Below are 14,131 nucleotides of genomic sequence, written 5' to 3'. Positions count from 1 at the left end.
GCGGCGCCCGTCGGGGTGATCAGCGGCCGGAGGAGCGGGTTCAAGTTTTCGCATCGCACCTCCTGCCGGGCTCCTGGGGTGGTGGAGGCGTGGTTCTGCAAGTGGCGACGCAGACCGTCCGGGCCGACGAGACGCGAGGTCGGGGGGCACTGCCGGCCGGGCGGATCGCCTACTTCTTCGACCGCTCGGGCACAACGTAGGGCTCACCGAGGATCACGCCGGACCTGTGGGAGGAGGGCCGGCAGGTGTCGCGGAACACGGTCGCCGAGATCATGGCCGGGCTCGGCCTGCGGGGCCGCAGGCCGCCGCGCCGACGACGTTCGCCGACCCGCCCCGGGGGAGCGGAAGGCGGCACGTGACCTGGTCCTGCGCAGGTTTGGTGCGATCGCGCCGAACATCGTGGGGTGGGGCGGCATGACCGAGATCGACACCGGCCAGGGCAAGCTCTACCTCGCCGGCGTCCACGACGCCTTCTCCCGGCGGGCCTTGGGCTGCGCGAGGGGCGGCCGGCACGACACGACGCTGGTCACCGCCGCGCTGCAGATGGCGATCGCCACCCGGGGCGGCGAGGTGGACGGCGTCATTTTCCACACCGACCGCGGCTCGGAAGGCAACTCCGAGGGGTTCAGGCAGCTTTGCGGCAGGTGGGGCGTGGTGCAGTCGATGGGAGGTGTCGGGTCCGTCCTGGACAACGCCGCCGGGGAGTCGTTCCATTCGGTCCCCAAGGTCGAGTACGTCCACCGGCAATGTTTCGCCGCCCGCGCCGAGGCGCGACTGAGGACCGTTACCTGGATCGCGGACTTCTGCACCACCAAGCGCCGCCACGGCGCGGCCGGCGGGCGGCCGCCTGCCGAGTCCGAACGGATCATCCAAGAAGCGCGGACTCGGACCGGTCAACACGACCGAGCCGCACAACCAACGTCTCTACGAAAACTGGGGATTGACACTGGTGCATCGTTTCTCTCTTGAGGCCCTGCCAGAAACTCTTGGCGAGGGCGTTGACGTAACTCGGTCCGCCCCGGCCCATGCTCCTACGGATCTCGAAGCCGTCGCAGACCTGGGCGAACGCCGCGGAGGTGTATCGCAAGCCGCGGTCCGCGTGAAAGATCACTCCTGGCCAGCCCGGTGTTCTCCGCCCGCAGCCGGGCCAGCTCGGCTTCCATGCGTTCCGGCACGCCGGCGGCGGCTGGGCGGCCGTCCCGGTCACGTACCCAGGTGCGGAGCGTCTCGGGGTTCACGTTCAGATGGGCCGCGACGTCCTTGAGCGTCCGCCTGCCCGCCGGCGCCCGCCACAAACCGATCGCGTCGGACCGGAACTCCGGACTGTACTTCGAAGGCCGCGCCATGTGGATCTGCACCTTCCTGGACCGTCAAGATCCATTGTCAGGTGTGTCCACACCACAGGAGTCACCTCACCGGGCCCCCACCCGTGACACCACCGCTCGGTCGCTGGACCCGATCGCCCCGGACTCCGGGGACCTTCTCAAGCCCTGGGCTCTCGAGCTGTCGGCCGGGCCGGCTGTTCGGACGCCCCCGCGTCCACGCGGAGCTGCAACGCGAGGTGCAATATCCTCTGCAGAATGTACGCATGACCAACGCACCGAACCGATCGTCCATGGCCCGCTCCCCCCTCGTCGACCTGCTCGGGCTGCGGCCCCACGTGGAGGGCGGCTGGTACCAGGAGACCTGGCGCACCGAAGGCGTCGCCACCCCCGAGGGCTACCCCGGGGGCCGGGCCTACGCCACTGGCATCTACTTCCTGCTGCACCCCGGCGAGAGATCGGCCTGGCACCGGGTGCGCTCCGACGAGCTGTGGCTCTGGCACCGGGGCGGGTCGCTACGGCTCTCCCTGGGCGGACCGGGCGAGCGCCCCGAGGAGACACCCGAGCAGCTGGTGCTCGGGGCGTCGGTGGAAACCGGCGAGCGCCCGCAGATCCAGGTCCCGGCCGGTCACTGGCAGTGGGCCGAGCCGCTGGGCGACGAACCGGTGTTGGTCTCCTGCGTGGTTGCGCCCGGCTTCGCCTACGAGGACTTCGAGCTGCTGGAAGGCGACCGGGAGGACGGCGAGCGGAGGGGTGAATGACCGGAGCCGTCGCCTACGAGAGGTGAGCGGCGGCTCCGGCGGGATGCCGTGGTGGAGGACCTGATCCCACTCGACGGTGCCCGAAGGCTTGGAGGTAACGTCGAACTGCACCGGGGCAAGGCGCGACCGGGCGGAGCCGGGCCGGGCCGGGTGCGGATGGCCCGCCGGCCCTGACGGCTTCCGACGCCCGGCTGGACCATCGCCAGGAGCTCCGGCCCGATCCGCGGTGGGTGTGGGAGGGTGCCGGAATCCAGCACTGGCCGCCGGGCAGCACGTCTGGGCCCGGGCGCGCATTGACTCCGCCAGCGGGCGCAGCACCACCGGGTCCTGCTGGTGGGGAGCGGTGCCGCTCGGGGTTGGCACGGCACCCTGGCAATGGGGGTAGCAACCCGCTCGGTCCTGTCAGCGATGCGCGGCTGCCCCCTCCTGTTCTATGGCCGAACCATGGCCTGTGCGAACGGCGCCGGGCGAGTCAGCGGCTCGAGTCCCTCGTACGGGTTGTTTCCGAGCGATCGGCGAACCGGTCGGCCGACCGGAGCCGTCAGTCGGGGCATGGAAATCGATGAGCAGCACATCGCCGAGCCCGGGCTTGTGGTCCTGGAGGTCGCCGCTGCGGACGAGGGCACCGTTCGCGCGGTGCCGGAGGGCCTCCAACAGAAGTAGGTGACCCCCGGCATCACGCCGGTGTGGCACACGCCGGGCGAGCCGGGCGTCCAGGCCCGGGTGTACGCGGACGTACGCCGCTTCGGCATCACTCGCTAGTGCTCTGACCGCACAGGTTCGCCGGGTTGGCGGTCGCGGCGGTTGGATGTGCGGTGACGTCCGACCCGACCGCTGGATGTGCGGTGGCCGAGCCTGTCCGTGTGCGCAGACTGACCGACCAGGAGGGGCAGAAGCTGCAGCAGATCGTGCGTCGGGGTAGCACCAGTTCGGTGCGCTATCGGCGGGCGATGCTGCTGGCGTCGGCCGGCGGGAACCGGGTGCCGGTGATCGCACAGCTGGTGCAGGCCGACGAGGACACCGTGCGCGATGTGATCCACCGGTTCAACGAGATCGGCCTGGCCTGTCCGGACCCTCAGTGGGCGGGAGGCCGTCCTCGCCTGCTCACCCCTGACGACGAAGACTTCGTCATCCAGACGGCCACCACCCGCCCCACCAAGCTCGGCCAGCCCTTCACCCGCTGGTCACTGCGCAAGCTCGTCGCCTACCTGCGGAAAGTCCATGGCCGCGTGATCCGCATCGGCCGCGAGGCGTTACGCGGTCTGCTCGCCCGCCGCGGTGTCACCTTCCAGCGCACCAAGACGAGGACCTGGGGACATGATCCAGGCAAACAGCCTGGCACCAGGTTCGGTCCGCGTCGGGCACCGACAGCTCCTCTCGAAGATCATTTCGTGAGGAGTCCCAGGCGCCGGTCCAGGACCGGATCCCCCGAGCGAGCTACCTGTTTGTGTCCTCTCTCGGGGGACGCGCGCCACCGGTGGTCTCTTGTTGACTCGGATCGTCAACACAACGGCCGGACAAGGCCGACCACCCCGGTAGCCATAGGACAACACCATGACCACAAAACGCAGTTCCGCGCAGCACGGTTTCCCCGGAGGCCGCCGAATCGCCGCAGCTCTGCTGGTTTCCACTCTGGGAGGCACCACACTGGTCGCGTGTGGTGCCGAGGCCAAGGACTCACAAACCGCCAAGGTCTCCAGCAAGAGCATCGGCGAGACCGCGGGCGACGCCAAAATCAACTGGGGCACGTGCCCGGCCCCGGCCGAGGGACGGACCCGTGACCCCCAACTGGCCTGTGGAACGTTGAAGGTGCCACTCGACTACCAGAACCCGGACCGCATGAAGATCAAACTGGCGGTTTCCCGGCTGTCCACCGCAAAGCCCGGGAAACGACATGGCGTTCTGCTGCTGAACCCCGGCGGGCCGGCCCTGGGCGGTCTCGGCATGCCCGAAACCATGGCGTCCACACTGCCGAAGTCCGTGCTGGACCGCTACGACCTGATCGGGTTCGACCCGCGCGGCGTCGAACACAGCACCCCACAGAGTTGCGGTCTGCAAGACCCCAGCGTGTCCGGGCGCTTCCCCTATCCTGCTGCGGACGGCTCGATCACCAAGAACGTGGCCCTCGCCAAAGCCGACGCCAAGCAGTGCGCCGACACGGTGGGCAAGAATCTGCGGTACTACAACACCGCCAACACCGCCCGGGACATGGACCGCATCCGCCAGGCGCTCGGTGAGAAGAAGATCTCCTACTGGGGCCAGTCCTACGGCACCTACCTCGGCGCCGTCTACCGCTCCCTCTTCCAGGCCCACACCGACCGGATGGTCCTGGAAGGCAACGTCGACCCCACCAAGGTATGGGCCAACCAGGTGGCGGGCACCTGGGGCAAGGGCATGGCCGACCGGTTCCCCGATGCCGCCCGCGTCGCCGCGGCGCAGGCCGGCACCCTCAAGCTGGGCACGAACGTCGCGCAGGTGACCCACACCTACCTCACCCTCGCCGACCGGCTCGACCGCACGCCCGCAGTGATTCCCGGCGCATCGATGTCGCTGGACGGGGCGCTGCTACGGAACATGACCTACGCCCTGCTTCTGCACAACAACACCCTTCCCACACTCGCCAAGTTCTGGAAAGCCGCCGACGGCCTGGCCCACGACAGCACCACGGACGCCGACCTCGCGGTTCTCAAGGAGGTATTCGCCGCCACACCGACGTCCCCGGGCTTCCCCGCGGATAACCAGGCCACCATGTTCATGGCCCTCACCTGCGGCGACGCCGAATGGCCGCACGACGTCGAGGGCTACGCCGCCCGCACCACCGCCGACCGCGAGAAGTGGCCGCTCACCGCGGGCATGCCCGCCAACATCTGGGCATGCGCCTACTGGGACAAGCCCGCTGAGGCGACTGTCAAGATCGTGAGGGACGGCCCGAGCAACACCCTGATTCTGCAGAACCGCAGGGACAATGCCACCCCGTGGGAAGGCGGCGTCGGGCTGCACAAGTCCCTCGGCGACGGCTCTGTCCTCATCGGCGTCGACAACGGCGGGCACTACGTCTACGGCGCGGGCTCAGCCTGCGCCGACAAGGCCACCGTCGGCTTCCTGGCCACCGGCCACCTGCCGGACAAGGACGTCTACTGCACCGACATCACCCAGAAGTAGCCCGCCGGAACACGGTGCTCCCTGTCCGGCCCGCTGTCCGGTTGGAGTCGCCTCGACGGGGCCGAGGGAAGTCAGGGCGGTTGTGCACGTTCCGGGGTCAAGGCCCGATACGCCAGAAACCTCTCAGGACGACAGGCAGACACGGTGTCCTGCTCGCGCGCAGCGCTCACCTGCGGCATCGGCCTCCAGCAGCAGAAGACTGGGGTGTGTGCTGGTGGCCCCACCGGGGCGGCCGCCCTGGAAACCGGCAAGGCTCGCTCCCAGGGATGCATCGCTCCTCATCTGCCCCGCAGACCACCCGCATCCCCCTCGGGAGACAAACATGAGTAATGCGCCCCGCGCTCGACGCGGCGGCACCCGTTCGCGTCTGTCCGGCCATCTCAAAACGAACCGCTCCCAGCACATCATCTATCTGACCGGCTGCTCGCTCTTCTCTCTGGGTGCAGCCTTCTTCATACAGTCGGACTTAGGCGCGGATCCGTTGGACGTCTTCGCTTTGGGTCTGCTGGAACACATTCCGCTGTCCATCGGCGTAGCCCAGGCACTCGTAGCGCTGGCCTGCCTCATCGTGTGGGCGGTCTGGAACGGTAGGCGCCCGCCACTGTCGCCCGTCCTCACGTTCCTTCTATGCGGCAGCATGATCGACGTACTTCGCGCCATCGGTGTGACCGGACAGGTGCCCGTGTCCGCGTTCACGCTCATGTTGTCGCAAGGGGAAGCCCAGAGCTTCTCCTGCTCGGCGCCGGCTACCTCACGGGCGGCCCGACCGGCATCGGAGCAGTGTATTTCCTGGTCCTCGTCGACGCGCTCATACAGCCCTGCATGTGGCTCAACGCCCGCTTGTTCCGCCTTCAGAACCACGGTCTCGCTCTACGGAGCGTAATTCCCTCTGCATCTGCATCCGCCTAGGAGAAAGGACACTCCCGTGCTCTTCGGAGATCTCCACATCGCCGGTATGGGCGCCTGCCTGCCGGAACGGGTCACCACCGAACAGGCGGTCGCTCAAGGTCGGTACGACCCTGAGGAGGCTGCACGGCTGGGCTGGGTGTCGGTGGCCGTCGCCGGCGACACGCCTGCACCGGACATGGCTGTCCAGGCCGCGCTGGACGCCCTGTCCATGTCCGGGCACGCGGCCGAGGACATCGCCGTCCTGATGCACGCCACGTGCAACCACCAAGGGCCGGACATGTGGTCCCCTCAGCACTACATCCTCCGCCACACCGTCGGAAGCACTATTCCCGCACTTGAGATCCGTCAGGGCTGCAACGGCTTTCTGGCGGCCATGGAGCTCGCGGGGTACTACCTCGGGGCTTCCGGTGACCGTCCTGCGGCTCTGATCACCTCTGCCGACAACTGGGGCGATCCGCTGGTGGACCGATGGCGCGCCACGCCGGGCGGTCTCTTCGGGGACGCCGCCACCGCCGTCGTCCTGTCCCGGCACCGCGGCTTCGCCCGTCTGGTGAACGTGCGGGCGACATCGCTTCCGGAACTGGAGGAGCTGAACCGAGGCGGTGAGCCGCTCTTCCCACCGGGCTGTACCACCGGCCTGCGGGTCGACCTGCGCGAGCGCGCGGCCACGTACAAGGGCGGCCAGGACATGCTGGAGGCCGGCAGTTTGATGGGTGAAACACAACGGGCCCTTATCCTGGACACGTTGGAGGAAGCGGGGTTACGGCCTGACGACATCACCCGCATCGCCCACCAGTTCGTCGGCGACCGCGGCGTACTCCAACGGCTTCTGGAACCGTTCGGCGAGAACGCCGCGGACCGCGGGGTGTGGGACTTCGGCCGCTCGATGGGGCACACCGGTGCCAACGACCAGACGAGCGGGCTCTTCCATCTCCTCGCCACGGGTCAGCTCCGGGCGGGCGACCATGTGATGCTGCTCGGGGCCGGCGCGGGCATAGCCTTCTCCTGCGCGATTGTCGAGATCGTCGCCTCTCCCGCCTTGGCACCCGGGCTCCCTCCCCGCCCGACGACGTGAACAGTAAGCCGCAGCCGTGGACAGCGGCACCCGAACGGTGGGTACTGCGGCCCATGGTTCTCGATGCAGGCATACGCGGGAGGCGGTACGAGCCGCTGCTGCGTCTCGTCTGCGTCCCATACGCGGGGGGCAGCGCGGCGGTCTACCACCGATGGGCGCACACCTTGCCGCCCACGATCGAGCCATGGGCGTTGCGCCTGCCCGGACACGACTCGCGGATGGACGAACCGCTCGGTACGGATCTGATGTCGGTCGCCCATGAGGCCGCTGCCGCGCTCGCTGGACTGCTACCAGGACCGTACGCACTCTTCGGGCACAGCCTCGGTGCCTTGCTCGCGTTCGAGATCGCGCACTCACTGCGCCAAGGGTGGGGGATCGACCCTGTTCTGCTCGCCGTATCGGCGCGCGTCGCGCCTCAGCTCTCCCGCCATGGCGGGACGATGCACCGATTGCCGGACGACGAGTATCTGGAAACACTGGACCGGCGGTTCGGAGCGATTCCACCGGTGATCCGCGCGGACCCGCAGATGCGAGCCCTGTATCTGCCCATTCTCCGAGCTGACACCACTATGCTGGAGACCTATCGGCACAAGGCGGGACGCCTCCTGAACTGTCCGATACTCGCCTTCGGCGGGGAGGACGACCCTGAGACGTCCGCCGACACCCTGGCAGCCTGGAGCGAGCAGACCACGGCAGGGTGCTCGACGACGCTGTTCCCGGGCGGCCACTTCTTCCTCCAGCCCGAGCGCGACCGGCTCCTGCGCCTGCTGTCGGACGAGTTGCTCGTCTCGCTCGTCCCCTGAGCAGGGGGGGGCGGCCATCGTCGCAGCGTGCCGCCCCCCACCGTGCTTCAGCGGCGCTCCGCCGTGATCAGGACATACCCGAGACCCGGGGTGTAGAACGTGTTCACCTCCGGGTCGAGCATCGCCTCGACGACAGTCTCGCCCGCGATCCGCACCCACTCCTCACGGTGCTCCAACATTTTGGTCCGCAGCGCGACGCGGACGCTGTCGGGCACGAAAATATGGGGGGTCACGTCTTCGATCTCCACCACCCTGAAGCCCTCCCCCTCCAGCATCGGCGTATAGGCCGCGAGTTCGACGGCGGTGACCAGCGGATGGATGGTGGACCAGTCCTTACCCGGCTCGTGGAACATGTCCGCCACAGCCAGCCGTGCCCCAGGGCGCAGCACCCGCGCCGCTTCCCGTAACGCACGCGGCTTGTCCGGCATGTGGATCAGCGATTCGAAGAGCCAGGCCCCGTCGAACGAGCAGTCTTCGTACGGAAGGTGCTGCGCGTCGGCGCGCTCGAACCGCACACGGTGGCCGACGTCGAGTTCGCGTGCCCTCGCAGTGGCGTGCTCGACCTGGCGCGGGCTGACGGTGATACCGACTATGTCCACCTCGCACTCGTCAGCCAGCGTGAACGCGGGCTGGCCGATGCCGCAGCCGATGTCCAGTACGCGCTGACCGCTTTCCGGCGCGAGGCGGTTGATCATGAGACCGGTGAGGCGTGCGGTGGCCTCCTGGAACGATGACGTGTCACGCTCGTCCTCCCAGTAACCGAGGTGCAGGTTACTGTCGTTAACGCGGGCGTGGAACTCGCTGAACTCGTCGTAGAGTTCCGCGACGCCGTCGTTGTTGGATTCAGGGGTCGTTGACATGAACTCTCCAGTCTTAGGGGGCACGGCGGCCGTGACCCGGACGCGGACTTTCTCTTTCAGTCGCGGTCGTAGTACCAACTCATGTCGGCGCCACTGGCGGAGGCCAGGCGTGAGACCGCGGTCGGCCGCTCGGAGGCCACCTCCGGCGAGCAGCGGCGGCGCAGCTCGTCGAGGGCCGGCAGCGCCGCGAGAACCGTCGGGAAGGGCAGGCCGAAGTCCACGAGACAGGCGACCTCGTCGACTCCCGCGGCACGGAGCCGGTCGATGATGGCGGCGCACTTGTCCGGTGCGCCGAGCAGCGATCGCCGTCGGTAGTAGTCCTCGGCCATCAGCTCGGCCAGCTTGTCCTGCTCCGCGGCGTCGGTGCCCCGTGATGTCCCGCCGGCCTTTTCGTCGTTGCGCTGCTGACTCATGAAGGACGCGAGGTATTGCTTCACGGGCTCTCGCACGAGTTCCCACACCTGGCCCTCGTCGTCGCCGACGTAGGTGTGCATGCCGATGGTGACGATTCCCGCGAGCGGATCGTGGCCCGCTTCTTCGCGTGCAACGCGGTAGGCGGCGATGTTCTCCTCAAGCTTCTCCCAACTGGTCAGCAGAGAGAGCACGTTCAGGCCCCGGGTACCGGCTTCGAGCCATGTCCGGGGATTCGAGGTGTGGACGAGCCAGAGCGGAAGTTCCGGCTGACGGGGACGAGGGAACGTACGCACCTCCAGTTCGCGCCCCCCAGGCCCCGGGAAACGAGCCGACTCCCCCCTCCAGAGCCTTCTGAGGGTTTCGATCTGGCCGAGGGTGTCCTCCCGGCGGTTCTCGTACCGTTCGGGATAGAAGACGAAATCGCCCTGGTGCCAACCGGTCGCCACGCACACACCGGCCCGTCCGTCGGACAGATGGTCGACCAGTGACCACTCCTCCACCACCCGTACGGGGTGGTGGTGCGGCAGCACCACGCTCCCCGCCCTGATGCCGATGTGCTCCGTCGCCACCGCGAGCGCGGCGGACAGGACCGCCGGGTTCGGGAAGCTGCCTCCGAATTCCTGGAAGTGCCGCTCAGGGGTCCAGATCGCTGTGAAGCCTCTCTTGTCGATGAAGCGGGCGACGTCGAGGATGAAGCGGTAGCGCTCGCCAAAGTCGTAGCGGTCGTTCGCCGAGAAGAAGTAGACGCTCAGGTCCATGGGTGTCCTCACTTGGTGCCGCGCCGGTGCGCGGGGTAGAGCGAGGCCGGGAACATACCCACCGGGAGTCCCCGCGCTTCCAGCAGCGGGGAGACCGTGCGCGCGATCCGGGCCAGGTTGGCGTTGTGGGCGATGGTGTGGTGGTCGGCCCTCATCTCGTGAACGGTGATCCTGTCGCCGACGAACGCGGCGAAACCGTTGGAGGTGTCGCCGCTCGTCCGTGGCACGGCGGGCAGCCCGTTGTCGTTTCCGGCGGCCAGAAAGCCCTGAGTGGCGTGGAAGAGGGTCGTCGCCACCGGTGTGATCAGAGGCTCGGGTCGGTAGTCCTGGAGAAGGTCTCCGTTGCGGAGCATCACCTCGTGCCGCACCAGGATCTGCCTCTTGATCACTTCCTGGTCGGGGCGCACGGAAGAGTGCCGGTGGATATGGCGGGCCACCCGTCCGAGCTGTTCGTCCAGGTCGAGGCCGCCGAGGTCGGACAGACCGATCTGCTCGGACACGCCCCACCGCTGGCACATGGCGTTCCCGAGCATGACCAGGGAGAAGGCTTCCGCCTCCACGGCGGTGACCGTTCCCCAGTCCACGCTGTCCACGCCTCGGTGCCCGGCATGATCGGGTCGATGGCGATCAGGTGCGACACCTCTTCCCCGGCGCTCAGCAACTGGTGAGCCATCTCGTAGGCGAGGACTCCGCCGAAGGAGCAGCCGCCCAGGAGGTAGGACTCACCGGGGAATTGCTCCCGCAGCTCGGACACGTAGTGGGCCGCCATGTCCTTGACCGACGCGTACGCACGAGGCCGGGTGTCGAGGGAGCCGACACCGAGCTGCTCCAGACCGATGACGGGGGTGTGGGCGCCGAGATGACGGGAGAGGTAGATCGCGTAGCTCACCTCGCCGTACAGGTTGTGCGCCCAGATGGACCGAACTCCGCTGCCGTACCGGTTGATGGGCACGATCGGCGACGGCCGACCCGACACCACCGGGGCCGGGCCGCCCGCGCGGGCCCGGGCGATCTCGCGAGCCGCCGCCGCACCCGCGAGGCTCCATGGCTCACGGTCGAGTTCGTGGACGACGGGAGGCGGGGCGATCCACCGATCGAAGTCACCGAGCCTGCCGTCGACGCCCCGCACGGCGCGGACCACGCAGGCCGTTCCGACTCCGGTCACCGGCCGCGCCCGGTACATCGCGGCGGCGGCGACCAACGCCCTGCGCCAGCGAGTGGCGTTCAGCAACCAGCGGCGCAGCTTGTGTGCGGGCATGGGTGCGCTCGGTTCCAGCAGCCGCACTGCGGCGTCGACCTGTGCCTCCGCGTCCTCCGGCAGCGATGGGACGACCATGGTGGGCCGGCTGTCCATCCCCCACGTCGCCGCGAGCGTTCCGGTGACCTCGGCGACCGAGGCCGCCGACGTCTCCGTCCCGGGCGCGAGCCCGGGTTCCGGCGTCCCGAGAAGCAGCAGCTCCGTGACTTCGACGCCGCCGTCCAGCAGCAGTCTGGCCGTCTCGGCGGCGATCAGCCCGGCAATTCCTTGGCCGACGAGGCGACAGGGCCCCTCACCATGACGGGCCAGCACGGCGTCGGCGCACACACGGGCCAGTTCCTCGATCCCTCCCGACGGCTCGGCGTCCCGGCCGAAGCCGGGCGCCTCCAGGCCGAACACGGAGCCTTCTCCCGCGAGGTCGCCGGACAGGTGCAGCAGCCAGCTCAGCTCGCCGGTGTCGCCGAACAGGCAGTAGGCCGGGACGCCCGATTCCGCTTCGGCGAAGGAGACCCAGTTGGTCGGTTCCGCACTCGGCGCCCCGGGAACTTCCACCGCCGGAGGGGTATCCGTCACCGGCACCTCGTCGGGCAGGACGTAGCTCTTGCCCAGGTGGCTCACCAGCCGATCGACGCTGGGATGCTCCAGAATCGCCGCCATGGGGATGTGATCGCCGTAGCGCGTCTGGATGTTCTGCATGATGCGCATAGCCCCGATCGAGTCGACACCGTAGGAACTGAACTCGCGTTCGGGTCGACTTCCGAAGCAGGGATGCCTATGCCGTTGGCGACCGCCTCACGGACGTGCAGCTGCAGGCTGGCCGACCGGTCCGGTTCCGCCTTCGTCTGTTGAGGGGCGGGCGCGCCGACTCGGGCCGACGGGGGTGCGCCGGGGCGGGTTCCGGTCGCCCCGTTCCGGGAAGCGATATTTGTGGCAACCGCCGGCGCGGAGGTCTCCGGAGTGGGAGGTGCGACGGGGAGTGCCTGCCGTACGGGGGCAGCCTCGGGCAGCCAGTGGCTCGTGGGCGCGAAGGGGTAGGACGGCAGGGTCACCCGCTTGCGGGCACCGGCGGGGTGCAGGTCACTGAAGTCGATCCCGGTGCCGTTCACCCACAACACCGCGAGCCGCCGCGGATCGCCACCGTGGGCGCGGGACCATGCCGACTCGACGTCCTGCGCGTCCCACTCGGCGGGCGCCGCCCCTCCGGCCCGGCCTCCGGTGAACAGCCGCTCGTCCGCGCCTCCGTCGAGATGGCACCGCAGGACTTCGTTCAGCTCGTCCAGAGTTCGGGCCACGACGGCGAGCCGGGCCGCATGCGGCCGCCGACCCACTTGCAGCGTGTACGCGATGTCCGCGGCGGACTCACGGGCCGGTCCGCTCATGTGGAGGCGGTCGAGATGGTCGAGGAGGCGTTGGACACTGAGGTCGAGCCGCTCCTGGTCGCGCGCGCTCAGGACGAACAGGTGTCGTCGAGCCCGGTCCTCGGTCTCCGCCGGCAGCGACGAGGGCGGCTCCTCGACCACGAGGTGGGCGTTCATTCCGCCGAAGCCGAAGGAACTGACGCCGGCCCGGCGGGGCAGCGGCTGCCCGTGGACGGATCGAGTGGCTGATGCCAGGGCCGGACGGAGGTCACGAGGTGGAACGGTGAGCCGATCAGCTCTATACGGGGGTTGAGCCGCTCCACGTGAAGCGTGGGCGGAAGGATTCCGTGCCGGAAGGAGAGCAGGACTTTGATCAGCCCGCGATTCCCGCCGCTGTCTCCAGGTGCCCCACGTTGGTCTTCACCGTACCCAGACCGCAGTACTGTCCCGCTGCCGCGCCGCCCGTCCCCGGCCGTTCGAACGCCGTTCGCAGCCCGGCCACTTCGATCGGATCACCCAAGGCCGTCCCGGTGCCGTGCGCCTCCACGTAGCTGATCTGCTCCGGTGAGACCCCGGCCCTCTCCTGTGCCCGGGTGATCACCTCGGCCTGCGCGGCCGGGTTCGGCGCGGTCAGGGACGCGGCACGACCGCCGTGGTTGGTGGCACTTCCGGTGATCAGCCCGTGGACGTGGTCACCGTCGGCCCGGGCACGGTCCAGCGGCTTGAGCAGGACGGCCCCACCCCCTCCCCTCGTGCGTAGCCGTCCGCCCGGTGGTCGAACGTCTTGCAGCGGCCGTCGGCCGCCAGCATCCCCGAACTGGTGAAGGCGTCGAAGCCTGTGGGAGACAGGATGACGTTGACGCCGCCGGCGATGGCCACGTCGCACTCGCCCGACTGGATGGCGCGGACCGCGCGGTGCACGGCCACGAGCGAACTGGAGCAGGCGGTATCCACCGGCTCACTGGGGCCGCGCAGGTCCAGCAGGAACGAGACGCGGTTGGCCAGGACACTGTGGTCGTTCCGGTGATGAGCTGACCGTCGATGTCGACGCCACGCTCACGTGCCAGCTCACCGTACTCGGAGGAGGCCACTCCGACGTAGAGACCGCACGCGGTGCCTGCGAGGTCCGCCGGATCGTATCCGGCCTCCTCGATCGCGGCCCACACCGTCTGCAGAAACAAGCGGTGCTGTGGATCCATGACGCGAGCTTCGCGTGGTGTGATCTGGAAAAACTCCGCGTCGAAGCGGTCGATGCCGTCCAGGAAGCCACCCATTCGTTCGGGCCCGCCCCGCTCCGCCCCGAAGCGGTCGGACGGCGCCTTCCGGATGAGGTCGTGACCGGCGGCGAGATGGTTCCAGAACTCTTCCAGGTCCGGTGAGCCGGGGAAGGCTCCCGCCACCCGACGACGGCTACCGGCTCGGCCCCGGAAGGGGCCATGGGCGTACGGACA

13 protein-coding genes and 3 pseudogenes are annotated in these 14,131 nt (G+C 68.8%); 8 read left to right on the top strand and 8 right to left on the bottom strand.

Annotated elements, in window-relative coordinates:
- The first annotated feature begins 212 nt into the window (after positions 1-212).
- Both BN1555_RS41380 and BN1555_RS34250 read left to right on the top strand, forming a co-directional pair.
- Complete coding sequence (locus BN1555_RS41380) at positions 213-359, top strand: hypothetical protein (protein ID WP_304364561.1); 147 nt, start codon at positions 213-215, stop codon at positions 357-359.
- A 55-nt stretch (positions 360-414) separates the two neighbouring features.
- The gene (locus tag BN1555_RS34250) at positions 415-969 is read left to right on the top strand and encodes a DDE-type integrase/transposase/recombinase (RefSeq protein WP_141662939.1); all 555 of its coding nucleotides are present in this window, start codon (positions 415-417) and stop codon (positions 967-969) included.
- 62 nt (positions 970-1,031) lie between these two features.
- Here the strand turns inward: BN1555_RS34250 and BN1555_RS41790 are convergent, their stop codons facing one another.
- A complete protein-coding gene (locus BN1555_RS41790) occupies positions 1,032-1,346 on the bottom strand; it encodes a transposase (RefSeq protein WP_093803027.1) in 315 nt (104 codons plus the stop codon).
- A 242-nt stretch (positions 1,347-1,588) separates the two neighbouring features.
- On the opposite strand from BN1555_RS41790, the gene BN1555_RS34240 reads away from it, so the two are divergent.
- From BN1555_RS34240 to BN1555_RS34210, 6 genes and pseudogenes are all read left to right on the top strand, one after another.
- On the top strand, positions 1,589-2,083 hold the full coding sequence (locus tag BN1555_RS34240) for a cupin domain-containing protein (RefSeq protein WP_255306327.1): 495 nt from the start codon (positions 1,589-1,591) through the stop codon (positions 2,081-2,083).
- Positions 2,084-2,458: 375 nt separating this feature from the next.
- Positions 2,459-2,845, top strand: a pseudogene (locus BN1555_RS41785) (DUF6207 family protein).
- Positions 2,846-2,928: 83 nt separating this feature from the next.
- Positions 2,929-3,396: pseudogene (locus BN1555_RS34230) on the top strand (transposase); the annotation flags it as partial.
- A 241-nt stretch (positions 3,397-3,637) separates the two neighbouring features.
- Entirely contained in the window at positions 3,638-5,245 is a 1,608-nt protein-coding gene (locus BN1555_RS34225; RefSeq protein WP_093803024.1) for an alpha/beta hydrolase, read from the top strand.
- 925 nt (positions 5,246-6,170) lie between these two features.
- A complete protein-coding gene (locus BN1555_RS34215) occupies positions 6,171-7,229 on the top strand; it encodes a ketoacyl-ACP synthase III family protein (protein ID WP_093803023.1) in 1,059 nt (352 codons plus the stop codon).
- Between the two features lie 53 nt (positions 7,230-7,282).
- The gene (locus BN1555_RS34210; RefSeq protein ID WP_093803021.1) at positions 7,283-8,032 is read left to right on the top strand and encodes a thioesterase II family protein; all 750 of its coding nucleotides are present in this window, start codon (positions 7,283-7,285) and stop codon (positions 8,030-8,032) included.
- Positions 8,033-8,079: 47 nt separating this feature from the next.
- Here the strand turns inward: BN1555_RS34210 and BN1555_RS34205 are convergent, their stop codons facing one another.
- The 7 genes and pseudogenes from BN1555_RS34205 to BN1555_RS41780 all read right to left on the bottom strand — a co-directional run bounded on the left by BN1555_RS34205 (position 8,080) and on the right by BN1555_RS41780 (position 14,080).
- Positions 8,080-8,892, bottom strand: coding sequence for an SAM-dependent methyltransferase (locus BN1555_RS34205; RefSeq protein ID WP_093803019.1), 813 nt, complete (start codon positions 8,890-8,892; stop codon positions 8,080-8,082).
- A 56-nt stretch (positions 8,893-8,948) separates the two neighbouring features.
- The gene (locus BN1555_RS34200) at positions 8,949-10,064 is read right to left on the bottom strand and encodes a MupA/Atu3671 family FMN-dependent luciferase-like monooxygenase (RefSeq protein WP_093803018.1); all 1,116 of its coding nucleotides are present in this window, start codon (positions 10,062-10,064) and stop codon (positions 8,949-8,951) included.
- 8 nt (positions 10,065-10,072) lie between these two features.
- Positions 10,073-10,471, bottom strand: coding sequence for a hypothetical protein (locus BN1555_RS34195; RefSeq protein WP_141662938.1), 399 nt, complete (start codon positions 10,469-10,471; stop codon positions 10,073-10,075).
- Positions 10,450-12,027, bottom strand: a complete 1,578-nt coding sequence (locus BN1555_RS34190; protein WP_093803015.1) for a thioesterase domain-containing protein — start codon at positions 12,025-12,027, stop codon at positions 10,450-10,452. The genes BN1555_RS34195 and BN1555_RS34190 overlap by 22 nt, the downstream gene beginning before the upstream one ends.
- A complete protein-coding gene (locus tag BN1555_RS34185; protein WP_255306480.1) occupies positions 11,937-12,899 on the bottom strand; it encodes a CurL C-terminal domain-containing protein in 963 nt (320 codons plus the stop codon). Before BN1555_RS34185 ends, BN1555_RS34190 begins: the two co-directional genes overlap by 91 nt.
- A 154-nt stretch (positions 12,900-13,053) precedes the next feature.
- A complete protein-coding gene (locus BN1555_RS39350; protein ID WP_255306479.1) occupies positions 13,054-13,314 on the bottom strand; it encodes a hypothetical protein in 261 nt (86 codons plus the stop codon).
- A gap of 41 nt (positions 13,315-13,355) precedes the next feature.
- Positions 13,356-14,080 (bottom strand): annotated as a pseudogene (locus tag BN1555_RS41780) (polyketide synthase).
- Between the last annotated feature and the right edge of the window lie 51 nt (positions 14,081-14,131).

Source organism: Streptomyces sp. Wb2n-11, assembly GCF_001049855.1.
In the GTDB taxonomy this organism is placed as follows: domain Bacteria; phylum Actinomycetota; class Actinomycetes; order Streptomycetales; family Streptomycetaceae; genus Streptomyces; species Streptomyces altiplanensis.
This window is presented reverse-complemented; position numbering and strand designations above follow the sequence as displayed.

What these genes read in the sequence shown, in the direction of transcription:
- BN1555_RS34250 (WP_141662939.1), top strand. Translation starts at nt 415, where the DNA reads ATGACCGAGATCGACACCGGCCAGGGCAAGCTCTACCTCGCCGGCGTC.
- BN1555_RS41790 (WP_093803027.1), bottom strand. Translation starts at nt 1,346, where the DNA reads ATGGCGCGGCCTTCGAAGTACAGTCCGGAGTTCCGGTCCGACGCGATC.
- BN1555_RS34240 (WP_255306327.1), top strand. Translation starts at nt 1,589, where the DNA reads ATGACCAACGCACCGAACCGATCGTCCATGGCCCGCTCCCCCCTCGTC.
- BN1555_RS34225 (WP_093803024.1), top strand. Translation starts at nt 3,638, where the DNA reads ATGACCACAAAACGCAGTTCCGCGCAGCACGGTTTCCCCGGAGGCCGC.
- BN1555_RS34210 (WP_093803021.1), top strand. Translation starts at nt 7,283, where the DNA reads ATGGTTCTCGATGCAGGCATACGCGGGAGGCGGTACGAGCCGCTGCTG.
- BN1555_RS34205 (WP_093803019.1), bottom strand. Translation starts at nt 8,892, where the DNA reads ATGTCAACGACCCCTGAATCCAACAACGACGGCGTCGCGGAACTCTAC.
- BN1555_RS34200 (WP_093803018.1), bottom strand. Translation starts at nt 10,064, where the DNA reads ATGGACCTGAGCGTCTACTTCTTCTCGGCGAACGACCGCTACGACTTT.
- BN1555_RS34190 (WP_093803015.1), bottom strand. Translation starts at nt 12,027, where the DNA reads ATGCGCATCATGCAGAACATCCAGACGCGCTACGGCGATCACATCCCC.